We start from the raw sequence: 15,791 nt of genomic DNA, 5'->3' as shown, positions 1-15,791 counted from the left end.
CATGAGGGGCCCCAGAAGGCTGCTCGCCAGACATCGAATGTTCGATGCAACGTTTAGCTGCCATGTCAATTTAGGCCTGTTGGCAATTGCTGTAACCTAGCATTTTTGCCAGGTGCGCCTCCTGCTCAAGTCCGTATAGTGGCCGTTGCTTCTATGGAAAAGTTATTGCCCGGAGCCACTGCAGGAGCCATTACCGATGCCACGCCAGCGTACGATCAAACTTATCGTGTTCCCTGTCAGTTCAGGCTTGTTGTTTGCCTCTTTCATCGGCCAGGCAGTTGCCGCTAACTTGCCGCCAGGCGCCAGTGCCACGGTGAGCCCAGGAGAATCTGCGCAAACATGGGTACTGAACAACGCGCAATTGGACGTGTTACCGGGCGGGGAGTCGTTAGGAATCAGGGCACAAGCACGCTCCGTCGTACGGCTGAATGGCGCTACAGTCACCGGCGGATCTCAGATAGGGGTGAATCTCTCGCAGTCCGAAGGCATCATCAGCGACACCACGATTACTTCGGCCAGCAATGCCGGCCTTTCGCTGATAAAACCCATCGGCAGCACAGAAGCTGCATCAACAGTCACGCTCATCAACAGCCGCATTACCGGAATTGGTAGAGGAATTAACGTCTCCAGTCGCAGCGGTATCATCCTCGAAAACTCTCAGGTAGCGGCAAGAGGCAGCATAGGCGCCTCCGTCGCCAGCAGTGGCCTGGGCATTTCACTGGTCGGCGGTGAAGCGGTAGTACGCAACAGTAGCGTCACGGGCAGCAACCACGCCGTGGGCGTTTTCGCCGACGCGCTCGATAGCCCAGCACCGCGCCTGGTACTGGACAATGCCAGCCTGACTTCGCAGGAAGGCAGTGGCATCGTGGTCAGCAACTTTGGCACACTTCCCGTTACGGCAGTGATCTCGATTGGCAATGGTTCGACAATTTCCGCGGCCAACCAGACTCTGATTGAAATCGGCTTGCCGGGCGACCCCGTCGACGCAGTGGCGCAGGCCTCGATCACCATCGATGCCAGTAGCCTGTCGGGCAACATCCTGGCCGCAAAAGGCGCTATAGCCGACCTGACCATGGTCCAAGGCGCCTCGCTGACCGGTACGTTGGACAACCTCAGAAGCCTGTCGATGAACGCCAGCACGGTAAACGGCACACTCAACGAGCCTAGCGGCTCCACCGCTACCGCAACACTCGCGGCAGGCTCGGTGTTCACCGGCAACCTCAACAATCTCGCCAGCCTCAGCCTCGACGCCAGCCGGATAAACGGCGATGTGAATTCCGCCCCGGGCAACCAGACGGCGGTGACGTTGAACAATGCGTCTCAACTCAACGGCTCGGTGAACAACGTCGCCAGCCTCAGCCTTGATCAAAGTCAAATGACCGGTGATGCACGATCCGTCGAGACGTTGAGCCTGGCTAAAGGTTCACGCCTGCTCGGTACCGTGCACGACGTCAACAGCATGAGCATCGATGCCACTTCGACCTTTGCCATGGTCGGGGACTCGACAGTGGGAGCGCTTTCGCTCAACGGCGGCACCGTCGATATGCGCGCAGGCGACGGCACCTTCCACAACCTGATCGTCAGCAGCATGAGCGGCACTGGCAGCTTCCGGCTGGGCACCGACCTGGCCGGGCACATCAGTGACAAGGTGAACATCGAGGGGCAAGTGGAGGGGAATTACGGTCTGAGCGTGCAGAACACTGGCGTAGACCCCTTGGAAGAGGATTACGCGCTGCGCGTTGTACGCACCGGTGGCGGCGCGGGGCAGTTCACTGTGCTGAACAAGAACGGCCTGGTGGATGTCGGTACCTTCTCCTATCACCTGGAGCAACGTGACACTGACTGGTACCTGGTGCAGAACGCCGACACGCCAATCATTTCGCCCAGCGCACAAACCGCCATTGCCGTATTCAGCGCCGCCCCGACCGTCTGGTATGGCGAACTGAGCAGCCTGCGTAGCCGCATGGGTGAGCTACGGGGTGGGCGTGGCCAGGGTGGAACCTGGGTACGTACCTACGGCAACAAGTTCGAAGTTTCGGCCACCGATCAGGTCAACTACCAGCAGACCCAGTACGGCGTTTCGTTCGGCGTGGATACACCGCTACCGGCCGAGGACGGTCAGTGGCTGGTGGGGGTGATGGGGGGCTATAGCGACTCACAGTTGAACATGCGTCTGGGCAGCAATGGCCGCGTCAACAGCTACTACCTCGGCCTCTACAGCACCTGGCTGAACAATGACGGCTACTACCTCGATGCAGTACTCAAGGCCAACCGTTTTACCAACAAGGCGGACGTACGCATGAACGACGGCGAGAAGGCCAAGGGCGACTACGACAACTTTGGTTTCGGCGGCTCGGTGGAAGCTGGCCGGCATATTCAGTTCGAGTACGGCTGGTTCATCGAGCCTTATGCCCAGGTGGCCGCCCTGTGGGCAGACGGCAAACACTATGAGCTGGACAACGGCATGCAGGTTAGCAGTAACAGAGCCGACTCGCTGCTGGCCAAACTCGGCACCCATGTCGGCCGTACCATGGCGCTGCCCTCGGGAGGATTCGTGCAACCCTATGTGAAGGTGGCGGCGGTACAGGAGTTTGCGCGTAACAATACTGTGAAAGTCAATAACACAGAGTTCCAGAGTGATCTTTCCGGCGGGCGGGGCGAGTTGGGCGTCGGTGTCGCGCTGCAGATGTCTGAAGCGCTACAGGGGTATGCTGATTTCCTCTACAGCGATGGCCAGAACATCACTCAGCCCTGGGGAGCCAACGTCGGCATACGTTATGCCTGGTAGAGGGTGGCCGAGTAGGGCCGGGGTGAATCTATCAGGCTTTTCTTACACAAGCAGAGGTTATTCCTACATCTAGTGGTGCTTGTTTCCTATGAAATCTCGCTTCCTTTTTTGGCCGAGAACTGATCATGAAACATAAGCACGCTCCTTTGTATTTGGCACTGGCTACTTTACCCCTGGTAGCCATTCCAACCATGGCCGAGGATTTGATCGTCCCTCCGGGTGAAACGGTCGACGTCAGGCCCGGGGACCCGCTGCGCGGATACAAGTTGGGTGCCGACGCAACCCTCAATGTTCACAATGGCGCTGTGACTAATCAAATCGATACAGAGCACTCGACGGTGAACATGAGCGGTGCCAGCCTGAATGCCACGGGCATTGGCCTGCGCTTGAGAAACAGCCACGGCGTCATCGACGGCAGTTCCATCATTGCCGTAGCAGATCCGTCACGCCCCCTTGCTCAAGCCTTCGGCGTACACATTCACGGTATCGAGGACCCCTCCAGCGCCCGCATCAGCAACAGTTTCGTATCGGGTGTTGGACGCGGTATCAATGTCACCGGCAATGGCGTACTCGACCTGGCCAACACCCGTGTCGAAGGGCTGGCTGGAGCGCCTGGCGCCGACGTCATTACCGGAGGCGTCGGGGTCGTGGTCGCTGGCGCAACGGTCTCGATTCGTGAAGGTAGCCAAATAGTGGGCGATAACAATGGTGTCGTGATCTTCAGTTCCAGCCTGCAAGGCAGCCCAACGCAGAAGTCACATCTAGTGCTCGATCAGTCATCGGTCACCGGTGGCGAAGGCAGTGCTATCAGGGTTTTCAACGGTACCCGCGCCGAAACTCCGGTAACTATCGAGATCAACAATGGCACAACCTTGCTCGGTGGTAACGGTGTCATTCTTGAGCTGGATGAAATGACCGGGGCCAATGTATCGGTCAACGCGAGCCAGCTCGACGGCGATATCGTGGCAAATGAAGGCTCGACCCTGAACCTTGCCCTGGCCAACCAGGCCAGCCTCACCGGCACCATCACCAATGCCAGCAACATGGCAATAGACGGCAGTTCCCTGTGGACCATGACCCGCGACTCCACGGTCGGCAGCCTGGCCTTGAACGGCGGCACGGTGGACCTGCGCGGCACGGACGGTAATAGCAGCTTCAACCGCCTGCAACTGGGCGAGTTGTCCGGCAACGGTACCTTCATGCTCGGCACTGACCTTGCCAACCAGCAAGGCGACTTCCTCGACATCACCGGCACGGCCAGCGGCGCGCACCAACTGCTGGTGGAAAACACCGGCACCGACCCTAGCGCTGAAGTCACTGCCCACCAAGTGGTACACACCGGTGAAGGCAGCACCTCGCAATTCGGCCTGATCGGCGGCCAGGTGGACTTCGGTACCTTCGCCTATGAACTGGAACAACAGGGCGACGACTGGTTCCTGGTACGCAAGGGTGACACCACCACCCCGGGCACCCGTTCCGTCACCGGCCTGTTCAGCGCCGCACCCACCGTATGGTACGGCGAATCGACCACCCTGCGCTCGCGCATGGGCGAACTGCGCAACGGCCAGGAAAAGGGCGGTGGCTGGGTGCGCACCCATGGCAACAAGTACAAAGTGGAGGCCGGTGGCGGTGCTGCCTACGACCAAGTGCAGCAAGGCATCGCCTTTGGTGCCGATGCACCGCTGCCGACCAGCAATGGCCAGTGGCTGGTGGGTGTGATGGGCGGTTACAGCCGCTCTGACCTGGACTTGACTGGCGGCACTTCTGGCAAGGTCGACAGCTTCTACCTGGGTGCCTATACCACCTGGTTGGCCGACGACGGCCTGTACATCGACGCGCTGATCAAGGCCAACCGCTTCAAGAACAGCTCTGACGTACGCATGAGCGATGGCCGCAAGGCCAAGGGCGACTACAGCAACAACGGCATCGGTGCCTCGGTCGAGGTGGGCAAGCACATCAAGCTGGACGACGGCTGGTTCGTCGAGCCGTACGCCCAGGTGTCGACGCTGTGGGTCGACGGTGCAAGCTACGAGCTGGACAATGGCATGCGCGCCAGCGCCAGCAAAGCCGACTCGCTGCTGGGCAAGGTCGGCAGCCATGTGGGCCGTACCTTCCCGCTGCGTGACGGTGGTTTCGTGCAGCCCTACGTGAAAGTGGCGGCAGCGCATGAGTTCGCTCGCAACAACCAGGTGAAAGTCAATAACAACAAGTTTGACAATGACCTGTCCGGCAGCCGCATCGAACTGGGCGCCGGTGTGGCCGCACAAGTGACCGACCGGGTGCAGGTACAAGCCGGCTTCGACTTCATGAAAGGCAAGAATATCGAGCAGCCATGGGGAGTTAACCTTGGTGTGCGTTACAACTTCTGATTTTCAGGGGCCGCGAGGCCCCTTTTTTTTGCCTAAAGCTCAGCCATACCGGGCCAATAACCCGGCATCCCCCTATCGCACACTTACCTGAAGGTCGCCCATGGCCACGCACAATGCCCGCGCGGACTCGCTGTCCCTGCTGCTGTTCACCCTGCGCAGCGGCAAGCTGATGGCAATCAACCTGCTCAAGGTCAGCGAGATCATTCCCTGCCCGCCCCTGACCCGGCTGCCCGAGTCGCACCCGCATGTGAAAGGCGTGGCAACCTTGCGCGGCAACCCGTTGTCGGTGATCGACCTGTCCCGCGCCATCGGCGAACGCCCACTGGCCGACCCCGACGGTGGCTGCCTGATCGTCACCGAGATCAGCCGCTCGCGCCAGGGTCTTCACGTGCAGGCGGTAAGCCGCATCGTTCACTGCCTGAGCACCGACATCAAGCCGCCGCCCTTTGGCTCGGGCAACCGCTCGTTCATTACCGGCGTGACCCGAGTCGACAACACCCTGGTGCAGGTGCTGGACATCGAGAAGGTCATCCACGCCATCGCCCCGCCTGAGCCTGAACCTGCCACAGGTGCATTGACCGAAGAGGACGCCAGCCTGCTGGCCGCCGCCAATATTCTGGTGGTCGACGACAGCCAGGTGGCACTGCAGCAGTCGGTGCATACCCTGCGCAACCTCGGCATCGACTGCCACACCGCGCGCAGCGCGAAGGATGCGATCAATGTGCTGCTGGAGCTGCAGGGCACCGCGCAGGAAATCAACCTCATCGTCTCCGACATCGAGATGTCGGAAATGGATGGTTATGCCTTCACCCGCACCCTGCGCGAAACACCGGATTTCCAGCACCTGTACGTGCTGCTGCACACCTCGCTGGACAGCGCCATGAGCGCCGAGAAAGCCAGGTTGGCCGGTGCCAATGCGATCCTTACCAAGTTCTCATCGCCCGAGCTGACCGACTGCCTGGTGGTGGCGGCGCGTACCGTGGTGTTTGCCGAGCGTTGATGACCATGCTGATATATTCAGCGACAAACTCCCTGGCTTGCCGACAGGGATGACTGGGGCATAATTCGCGCCCCTTGAACGCTTTTCTGGAAATTGCGTATGAAGTTTTTCAGCTTTCTCCTGATTGCCTGTGCCGCCTTTAGCGGCGTTGCCCAGGCCTCCAGCAGCCAGGCCTGGAACGAACAACGCCAGCAGATGCTCAAGGCCTGCCTGAGCGCCAGCCAGTTCAAGAATGCCCACGCCCGCGGCAAGCCCGCCGAGTTCGATGACCAGGTTGGCTTCAGCGCGCTGGTCATCGAAGGGGTCTACCCACAAAAGCACATGCAGCAACGCACCGGCACCGAGCTATGTCTGTACGACCGCCATCAGCAGCGCGCCTTCATCAGTGAGTGGAACCCCAACGCCAAGTGACCGATAGCCTACGTTTTGCCTGCACCGGCTGCGGCAAGTGCTGCACCGGTCACCATGTACCGCTGACGCTGGACGAGTCGCGCCAGTGGGCAGCGTCTGGCGGCCAGGTAGTAGTGCTGATCGAAGCCTTCGTGGTGGACGGGCCGGGGATGCCGGCCGAGCAGCGTGAGCATGTAATGCGCCGCTCGCACGCAGTGCCGTGTGGCGACAGCCAAGTGCGCGTCTCGGTGACCTTTGCCGCATTCAACCCCGGGCGCTGCCGTAACCTCGATGATGACGATCTGTGCACCATCTACGACACCCGGCCGCTGGTCTGCCGCATCTATCCGGTGGAGATCAACCCGCATATCCCACTGCGCCCGGAGAACAAGGACTGCCCGCCGGAGGCTTGGGAACAAGGGCCTGAGCTGATTCACGGCACGCGGCCGGTCGATCCGCAACTGGCTGCCCTTGTACAGGCTTCGCGACTGGCCGACCGGGACGACATTGCGTCCAAGGTCGCCGTATGCCAGGCGTTGGGGATGACTACCAGTGCCTTGAAGGGCAATGGGTTTACTGCATATTTACCGGAGATGGCGGCGTTTGCGGGGGCGCTGGGGCAGGTGCCAGGGGGGCAGCAGGTCGCGTGGAACTTGCACGTCGAGGATGATGAGCTGACAGTGACACTACGGGCGCTCGGGCTACAGACTACAAGCGAAGCGCCTGTCTACTACGCCTTCATCGGTTTTTGATAGTTAGTACCGGCCTCTTCGCGGGCAAGCCCGCTCCCACAAGAATCCCACCACACCTCAGGGGCGTGCGGTACCTGGACTGCCCGCGAAGAGGCCGGTACTGATCAGTACGAAACTGTCAGCGCTGTCAGCCAGCGGTCACGCTGCCGACCCGGTCCGGGGGTTATAAGCTTGAGTACTGACCCGTGTTCCCCATTCCCTTGGCCTAGGTCCCCGCCCCGATGCGACGTCCTTCCCGCGCTCTCCTTCTCGCCAGCCTGGCACTGTTCGCCCTGGTGGCCCTGGGTATCTGGTACGGCCAACGCCACGAGGTGCCCGCCGCCCGTGCACAAACTACCATCCCGGTACGCGTGGTCAGCGTCGCCCATCAGGACGTCCCGCGTTTCGCCAGCGCCATCGGCTCGGTACTTTCGCTGCACAGCGTCGACGTGCGCCCGCAGGTCGAAGGGATACTGACCCAGGTGCTGGTCAAGGAGGGCCAGTGGGTCAAGCAAGGCGACCTGCTCGCCACCCTCGACGACCGCAGCATCCGCGCCGGCCTCGACCAGGCCCGCGCCCAGCTCGGCCAGAGCCAGGCACAGATCCAGGTGGCCGGCGTCGACCTCAAGCGCTACCGCCTGCTCAGCAGCGATGATGGCGTGTCCAAGCAGACCCTCGACCAGCAGCAGGCGCTGGTCAACCAGCTGCAAGCCACGGTCAAGGGCAACCAGGCCGCCATCGCCAACGCCGAAGTGCAGCTGTCCTATACCCAGATTCGCTCACCCGTCACCGGGCGTGTCGGCATCCGCAATGTCGACCCCGGCAATCTGGTCCGCACCAGCGACACCCAGGGCCTGTTCAGCGTGACCCAGATCGACCCGATTGCCGTGGAGTTCTCGCTGCCGCAACAGATGCTGCCGACCCTGCAAAGCCTGCTCAAGGCGCCGACCCCGGCGCTGGTGCAGGCCTACATGGACGCCGATGGCGAACGCAACCTGCTGGGTGAAGGCCACCTGTCGCTGATCGACAACCAGGTTTCGGCCAACACCGGCACTGTGCGGGTCAAGGCTGAATTCGACAACAAGGATGGCCGCCTGTGGCCGGGGCAACTGGTCACCGTGCGCCTGCGCACGGCCATGGACGAGAACGCCCTGGTGGTACCACCCACCGTGGTGCAACGCAGCATCGATGGCCACTTCGTCTACCGCCTCGACGGCGACAAGGTCACCAGCGTGCCGGTCAAGGTGCTGTACCAGGACAGCACGCTGAACATCGTCGCCGGGGTCAAGGCCGGTGACCAGCTGGTGCTCGACGGCCAGTCGCGGCTCAAGCCCGGCTCGCGGGTCGAGATCACCCCGGCTGCGCCCGCACCTGCCGAGATGGCCGAGCGCAGGAGCCAACCATGAACAGCCGCAATGGTGTCTCGGCCTGGTGCGTCGACCACCCCATCGCCACCCTGCTGCTGACCTTCGCCCTGGTGCTGCTGGGCGCCATCGCCTTCCCGCGCCTGCCCGTCGCGCCACTGCCCGAAGCGGACTTCCCGACCATCCAGGTCACCGCCCAACTGCCCGGCGCCAGCCCCGAGACCATGGCCTCGTCGGTGGCCACGCCGCTGGAAGTGCAGTTCAGCGCCATCCCCGGCATGACCCAGATGACCAGCAGCAGCGCGCTGGGCTCGACCACGCTGATCCTGCAGTTCACCCTCGACAAGAACATCGACACCGCCGCCCAGGAAGTCCAGGCAGCGATCAACACCGCCACCGCGCGCCTGCCCCAGGACCTGCCCAGCCCGCCAACCTGGCGCAAGGTCAACCCGGCCGATAGTCCGGTGGTGATCCTCACCGTCAGCTCCGCGCAGATGCCCGGCAACGAACTCAGCGACTACGCCGAAACCCTGCTGGCGCGCCAACTCAGCCAGATCGACGGGGTCGGCCTGATCAACATCACCGGGCAACTGCGCCCGGCGATACGCGTGCAGGCGCAACCAGAAAAACTCGCGGCCATCGGCCTGACCCTGGCCGACGTGCGCCTGGCCATCCAGCAGACCAGCCTGAACCTGGCCAAGGGCGCGCTCTATGGCGAGCACAGCGTGTCGACCATCGCCGCCAACGACCAGCTGTTCCACCCCGAGGACTACGCGCAGCTTATCGTCAGCTACCGCAATGGCGCGCCAGTGCACCTGAAAGACGTGGCCAAGGTGATCAACGGCGCCGAAAACGCCTACGTCAAAGCCTGGTCCGGCCAGCAGCCGGGGCTCAACCTGGTGATCTTTCGCCAGCCAGGCGCCAATATCGTCGACACTGTGGACCGAGTGCTTGACGCCCTGCCGCGCCTACAGGAAATGCTGCCGGCTTCGGTCGAGGTGTCGGTACTGCAGGACCGCACCCAGACCATCCGCGCCTCGCTGCACGAGGTGGAGCTGACCCTGATGATTGCCGTGGCGCTGGTGATCGGCGTGATGGCGCTGTTCCTGCGCCAGTGGTCGGCGACATTCATCGTCTCCAGCGTGCTGGGTGTTTCGCTGATCGCCACCTGCGCGCTGATGTACGTATTCGGCTTCAGCCTCAACAACCTCACCCTGGTGGCCATCGTCATCGCTGTGGGCTTCGTGGTCGACGATGCCATCGTCGTCGTGGAGAACATCCACCGCCACTTGGAGGCGGGCGACGACAGCCGCACGGCAGCGCTCAAGGGCGCCGGCGAGATCGGCTTCACGGTGGTGTCGATCAGCTTCTCGCTGATCGCTGCGTTCATCCCGCTGCTATTCATGGGCGGCGTGGTCGGCAGGCTGTTCAAGGAATTCGCCCTCACCGCCACCGCCACCATCCTGATCTCGGTGGTGGTGTCGCTGACCCTGGCCCCAACCCTGGCGGCGCTGTTCATGCGCCGCCCGCCCGGCGACCACGACGGTGGGTTCGGTCACCGCCTCGTGGGTTGGTACGAAAAAGGCCTGGACCGCGCCCTGGCCCACCGGCGCATCACCCTCGGCGTATTCGGCATCACCCTGGCGCTGGCCGTGGCCGGCTATGTGGGTATACCCAAAGGCTTCTTCCCGCTGCAAGACACCGGCTTCATCCTCGGCACCACCGAAGCCGCTGCGGATGTTTCCTACCCGTCGATGATCGAGAAGCATCTGGCGTTGGCGAAGATCATCGGTGATGACCCGGCAGTGCGCGCTTATTCCCACTCGGTCGGGGTGACCGGCAGCAACCAGACCATCGCCAACGGCCGTTTCTGGATCTCGCTCAAGCCGCAAGGCGAGCGCGATGTCTCAGCCAGCGAATGGATCGACCGGATGCGCGCCAAGCTGGCCCAGGTGCCGGGCATCGTCCTGTACCTGCGGGCCGGCCAGGACATCAACCTGAGCTCGGGACCGTCGCGCACCCAGTACCAGTACGTGCTCAAAAGCAACGACGGCGTGGCCCTCAACCTGTGGACCCAGCGCCTGACCGAGCGCCTGCGCGAAAACCCGGCGTTCCGCGATTTGTCCAACGACCTGCAACTGGGCGCCAGCGTCACCCGCATCGACATCGATCGCCAGGCCGCGGCGCGCTTCGGCCTGACCACCACCGACGTCGACCAGGCGCTATACGACGCCTTCGGCCAGCGGCAGATCAGCGAGTTCCAGACCGAGACCAACCAATACAAGGTGATCCTGGAACTGGATGCCCAGCAGCGCGGCAAGGCCGAGAGCCTGAACTTCTTCTACCTGCGCTCGCCACTGACCAACGAAATGGTGCCGCTGTCCGCCTTGGCGCATGTCGCTGCGCCCAGCACCGGGCCGCTGTCGATCAGCCACGACGGCCTGTTCCCGGCCGCCAACCTGTCGTTCAACCTGGCCCCCGGCGTGGCCCTGGGCGATGCGGTGCAGATCCTCGAACGCACCCAACGCGAGCTGGGCATGCCGGACTCGATCGCCGGCAATTTCCAGGGCGCCGCGCAGGCGTTCCAGAGCTCGCTGTCGAGCCAACCGTGGTTGATCCTCGCCGCGCTGGTGGCGGTGTACATCATCCTCGGCGTGCTCTACGAGAGCCTGGTCCACCCGCTGACCATCATCTCTACCCTGCCCTCTGCAGGTCTGGGCGCGGTTATCCTACTCTGGGCCAGCGGGCAGGATTTCAGCATCATGGGCCTGATCGGCATCGTGCTGCTGATCGGTATCGTCAAGAAAAACGGCATCCTGCTCATCGACTTCGCCCTCGAAGCCCAGCGCCACCACGGCATGACGCCCGAGCAGGCGATCCGCCAGGCCTGCCTGGTGCGCTTCCGCCCGATCATCATGACCACCCTGGCCGCGCTGCTCGGCGCGGTGCCGCTGATGTTCGGCTTCGGCGCCGGTGCCGAGCTGCGCCAGCCGCTGGGCATCGCCGTGGTCGGCGGCCTGCTGGTGAGCCAGGCCCTGACATTGTTCACCACCCCGGTCATATACTTGGCCCTGGAGCGCCTGTTCCACCGCCGCCAGGCCGCCACGGCGGTTGCGCCAAGTACCCATTGAGACAAGACCATGCGCGTGCTGATCATCGAAGATGAAGAGAAAACCGCCGACTACCTGCATCGCGGCCTGACCGAGCAAGGCTTCACCGTCGACCTCGCGCGGGACGGTATCGACGGCCTGCACCTGGCCCTGGAGGGTGACTACGCCGTGATCGTGCTTGATGTGATGCTGCCAGGCCTGGATGGCTATGGCGTGCTGCGTGCGCTGCGTGCGCGCAAGCAGACGCCGGTGATCATGCTCACCGCCCGCGAACGCGTCGAAGACCGTATTCACGGCCTGCGCGAAGGCGCCGACGACTACCTGGGCAAGCCCTTCTCCTTCCTCGAACTGGTCGCCCGCCTGCAGGCCCTGACCCGCCGCAGCAGCAGCCACGAACCGCTGCAGGTGCAGGTGGGCGACCTGTGGATCGACCTGATGGCGCGCAAGGCCAGCCGCGCCGGCCAGCGCCTGGAACTGACCGCCAAGGAGTTTTCGCTGCTCAGCGTACTCGCCCGGCGCCAGGGCGAGATCCTCTCCAAGACGGCCATCGCCGAGCTGGTCTGGGACATCAACTTCGACAGCGACGCCAATGTCGTCGAAGTGGCCATCAAGCGCCTGCGCGCCAAGCTCGACGGGCCGTTCGACAACAAGCTGCTGCATACCATCCGAGGCATGGGCTATGTCCTGGAAAACCGTGCCGGTTAACTCCATCGCCCTGCGCCTGTCGGCGTTGTTCCTGCTGGTGGCGCTGGGCGTGTTCGTGCTGATCGGCTCGGCGCTGTACCGCCAGGTCGACCGTAGCCTCGACCTGCTGCCGGCGGCCGAGCTGGACGCGCGCTACAGCGTGCTGGAGTCCACCCTCAACCGCTTCGGCACGCCAGAGCATTGGGCCAAGATCAACAACAAGCTCAATCTGCTGAGCGAAGAAGACAAACGCATTCGCTTCTGGGTGGTCGGCAGCAACCCTGCGTTTGAATATGGCCACCCCAGCGAACTGGTCCGCGCCTTCGCCGAAGGCCCGCCGGGCATGCGCGACCTGCGTTTGCCTGACCACTTCTATCCATACAAAGTGCTGGTCAGTGAACTACCAGCCCTGGGCGATCGACCGCCACTGCGTTTTCTGATCGCCATCGACACAGAAACGTTCTGGCAGGCCCAACACAGCCTGCTGGTGGCCATCGTCGGCCTGGCAGTGCTTGGGGTGCTGCTGGCCTCGGTGCTCGGCTATTGGGTCGCGCGCATCGGCCTGCGCCCGCTGCTGGCGCTGTCCAACGAAGCCCAGGCCCTGGCTCCACCACGCCTGAATGGGCGCCTGCAGACGGAAAACCTGGCACCGGAGCTGGCACAGTTCGCGGGCGCCTTCAATGCCGCCCTCGACCGGGTCAGCCAGGCCTATTCACGCTTGGAAGCGTTCAACGCCGACGTCGCCCACGAACTGCGATCGCCGCTGACCAACCTGATCGGCCAGACCCAAGTCGCCCTCACCCGTGGCCGCAGCGCCGAGCATTACTTCGAAGTGCTGCAGTCGAACCTGGAAGAACTGGAACGTCTGCGCAGCATCATCAACGACATGCTGTTCCTCGCCAGCGCCGACCAAGGCAGCAAGGTCACTGCCCTGACCCAGGCGTCACTGGCCGAAGAAGTGGCGACCACCCTCGATTATCTCGACTACATCCTCGAAGACGCCCAGGTCAGCGTCAGCGTCAGCGGCGATGCCCAGGCGCCCATCGAGAAAGCCCAGTTGCGCAGGGCATTGATCAACCTGCTTAACAATGCCGTACAGCACACTGCGCCGGACCAGGTGATTCGGGTGCACATCGAAGGTGGGCCGGAGCAGGTCAGCATTGCCGTGAGCAACCCGGGGCCTGCGATCGATGATGAACACCTGCCGCTGCTGTTCGAGCGGTTCTACCGGGTGGATGCGGCGCGCAGCAACAGTGGTGGGGGGAATCATGGGTTGGGGTTGGCGATCGTCAAGGCGATTGCGGTGATGCATGGGGGAGCGGTTTTTGTGCGAAGTGACGCCGGCACCAATACTTTTGGCATTCGCCTACCAAGCGCTCAAGGACGGGGGTTTTCGGCAAAAGTCTAATTGCTTTTGCCGCAATAATTACCTTTTACGCAACAGTGCTTATCAGCAAAGACGCTGTTTCCGCGGCACCCAAGGGACTAACTTTACCCCGTCCTCACTCACACTTGCCCGCGCAAGAAGGTAGTTTCAAATGTCCAACAGTATGGGTATTGCCAGTGTTTTCGTTCTGTCTTCCCTGTTGTTGTCGCCCCTGGCCATGGCCGAAGAATCCCCCGCTTTCGTTGCCCGTAACGCAGAGCTTGCCGCTGTTCACCAAGACGCCCGCGACGCCATCGCACACAAGGCCGACGCTGGCAAAGACGCAGAACAGACAGCTTCGAAAGTCACCAGCGACGCCAATGTCGATAGCTGATCGCGCGCCGCTACTGCTCCCGTTTTCCCTCGGCTACGCCATGGGCACCGTTGGTGCCGATATGTTAGCCTTTTGAAGCCGCTGCCGATCAGCGGCTTTTTTTATGTGCTCTAACTATCAGCCCCGCTGTAACGTACACCTATAAAAAGACGCACATTCAAAAATAAAAACTGCCCCACCGTCAGACCAAAGGAGCCAGTACCGGTGTCTTCCGCGTTTCGTTTTACCCCGCTGTTCATTGCATTGACTGCAACGATGCCCTTCGCCGCCCAGGCAGATGAAGACAAGGCTGATGGCTTCATCGAGGGCTCATCCTTCAACCTGCATTTCCGAAATGCCTACTTCAATCGCGACAACAAGAACGCTGGCGTGCGCGACAAGCGCGAGTGGGGCCAGGGTGCGGTCGCCCGCTTCGAGTCCGGCTACACGCCAGGCGTGGTCGGCTTTGGCCTCGATGCCCACGCCATGCTGGGTATCAAGCTCGATGGCGGTGGCGGCCATGCCGGCACCAGCATTCTGCCCGAGCATGTGAAGGACGACGGTGAGCTGGGCGCTGCCCCACACTCGTTCTCCACCGCTGGCGCGGCGGTCAAGCTCAAGGCCTTCGACACCGAACTGAAAGCGGGTGATCTGTTTCTCACCAACCCGGTGATCGCCGGTGGCGAAACTCGCATGTTGCCGCAGACCTTCCGTGGCGTGAGCCTGACCAACACCAGCATCGATGGCCTGCTGCTCGAAGGCGGCCAGGTCAGCTTCACCCACCCCTACAACCAGAGCGGCCACCGCCGCATCGACACCTACTACGGGTCGCTGGACGAGCACGACAAGAGCAAGCACCTGAACTGGGCGGGCGCGTCGTGGAGCGGTACCGAGAACATCACCGCCAACCTGTATGCCGCCGAGCTGAAGGACATCTGGAACCAGTACTACGCTGACTTCGACTACACCTACGTGGTCAACGACCTGGTCAGCCTCAACCCGGGCGTGCACTTCTACCACACCCAGGACACCGGCCAGGCGCTGCTGGGCAAGATCGACAACAACACCTATAGCCTGCACTTCACGGTCAACGCCGGTTACCACAGCGTCACCGCCGCCTACCAGCGGGTCAATGGCGACACGCCGTTCGACTACATCAACCTGGGCGACAGCGTGTACCTGGACAACTCGCGCATGTACTCAGACTTCAACGCCCCCAACGAGCGTTCGTGGAAGCTGCAGTACGGCTACGACTTCGCCGGTGTCGGCGTGCCGGGCCTGAGCACCACCGTGTCGTACTCGCGCGGTGAGGCCGACCTGAGCAAGGCCGACCAGAACAACACCCACTACGACTACTACCGCCCCGATGGCAAGAACGCCATGCACTGGGAGCGGGACCTGGACGTGAAGTACGTGTTCCAGCAAGGTGACTTCAAGGACCTGTCGGTTCTGGTGCGCTACGCCACCCACCGTGGCAGCCAGGGCTATGCGTCGATCGACAGCAACAGCGACAACGACGAACTGCGCGTGATCGTCGATTATCCGTTGAACGTGTTCTGACCCCCATTGGCGGGCGAGGGCTTGCTCTCGCTCGCGATTCCGTCGGACAAATCTTG

11 protein-coding genes are annotated in these 15,791 nt (G+C 62.4%); all 11 read left to right on the top strand.

Going from position 1 to position 15,791, the window contains the following annotated elements:
* Positions 1–463: 463 nt before the first annotated feature.
* The 11 genes from ACZ6YA_RS05610 to ACZ6YA_RS05560 all read left to right on the top strand — a co-directional run bounded on the left by ACZ6YA_RS05610 (position 464) and on the right by ACZ6YA_RS05560 (position 15,735).
* Complete coding sequence (locus tag ACZ6YA_RS05610; protein WP_465896087.1) at positions 464–2,788, top strand: autotransporter outer membrane beta-barrel domain-containing protein; 2,325 nt, start codon at positions 464–466, stop codon at positions 2,786–2,788.
* Between the two features lie 125 nt (positions 2,789–2,913).
* Positions 2,914–5,157 carry an autotransporter outer membrane beta-barrel domain-containing protein gene (locus tag ACZ6YA_RS05605; RefSeq protein WP_465896085.1) on the top strand — a complete coding sequence of 748 codons (2,244 nt, stop codon included), beginning with the start codon at positions 2,914–2,916 and terminating at the stop codon, positions 5,155–5,157.
* A 100-nt stretch (positions 5,158–5,257) separates the two neighbouring features.
* The gene (locus ACZ6YA_RS05600) at positions 5,258–6,157 is read left to right on the top strand and encodes a chemotaxis protein (RefSeq protein ID WP_465896084.1); all 900 of its coding nucleotides are present in this window, start codon (positions 5,258–5,260) and stop codon (positions 6,155–6,157) included.
* A 99-nt stretch (positions 6,158–6,256) separates the two neighbouring features.
* Positions 6,257–6,568: a hypothetical protein gene (locus ACZ6YA_RS05595; protein WP_465896083.1), complete on the top strand. Its 312-nt coding sequence runs from the start codon at positions 6,257–6,259 to the stop codon at positions 6,566–6,568.
* A complete protein-coding gene (locus tag ACZ6YA_RS05590; RefSeq protein ID WP_465896081.1) occupies positions 6,565–7,299 on the top strand; it encodes a YkgJ family cysteine cluster protein in 735 nt (244 codons plus the stop codon). Before ACZ6YA_RS05595 ends, ACZ6YA_RS05590 begins: the two co-directional genes overlap by 4 nt.
* Before the next feature lie 221 nt (positions 7,300–7,520).
* Positions 7,521–8,684 carry an efflux RND transporter periplasmic adaptor subunit gene (locus ACZ6YA_RS05585; protein ID WP_465896079.1) on the top strand — a complete coding sequence of 388 codons (1,164 nt, stop codon included), beginning with the start codon at positions 7,521–7,523 and terminating at the stop codon, positions 8,682–8,684.
* Positions 8,681–11,773 (top strand): multidrug efflux RND transporter permease subunit, encoded by a 3,093-nt coding sequence (locus tag ACZ6YA_RS05580; protein ID WP_465896077.1) that lies wholly within the window; start codon positions 8,681–8,683, stop codon positions 11,771–11,773. Before ACZ6YA_RS05585 ends, ACZ6YA_RS05580 begins: the two co-directional genes overlap by 4 nt.
* Before the next feature lie 9 nt (positions 11,774–11,782).
* On the top strand, positions 11,783–12,457 hold the full coding sequence (locus ACZ6YA_RS05575; RefSeq protein WP_400797628.1) for a heavy metal response regulator transcription factor: 675 nt from the start codon (positions 11,783–11,785) through the stop codon (positions 12,455–12,457).
* The gene (locus ACZ6YA_RS05570) at positions 12,432–13,844 is read left to right on the top strand and encodes a heavy metal sensor histidine kinase (protein WP_465896075.1); all 1,413 of its coding nucleotides are present in this window, start codon (positions 12,432–12,434) and stop codon (positions 13,842–13,844) included. The genes ACZ6YA_RS05575 and ACZ6YA_RS05570 overlap by 26 nt, the downstream gene beginning before the upstream one ends.
* A 130-nt stretch (positions 13,845–13,974) precedes the next feature.
* Positions 13,975–14,196 carry a hypothetical protein gene (locus tag ACZ6YA_RS05565; RefSeq protein ID WP_465896073.1) on the top strand — a complete coding sequence of 74 codons (222 nt, stop codon included), beginning with the start codon at positions 13,975–13,977 and terminating at the stop codon, positions 14,194–14,196.
* Between the two features lie 204 nt (positions 14,197–14,400).
* The gene (locus tag ACZ6YA_RS05560) at positions 14,401–15,735 is read left to right on the top strand and encodes an OprD family porin (protein WP_465896071.1); all 1,335 of its coding nucleotides are present in this window, start codon (positions 14,401–14,403) and stop codon (positions 15,733–15,735) included.
* Positions 15,736–15,791: the final 56 nt, after the last annotated feature.

It is taken from the genome of Pseudomonas sp. NPDC090752, assembly GCF_055584805.1.
This window is presented reverse-complemented; position numbering and strand designations above follow the sequence as displayed.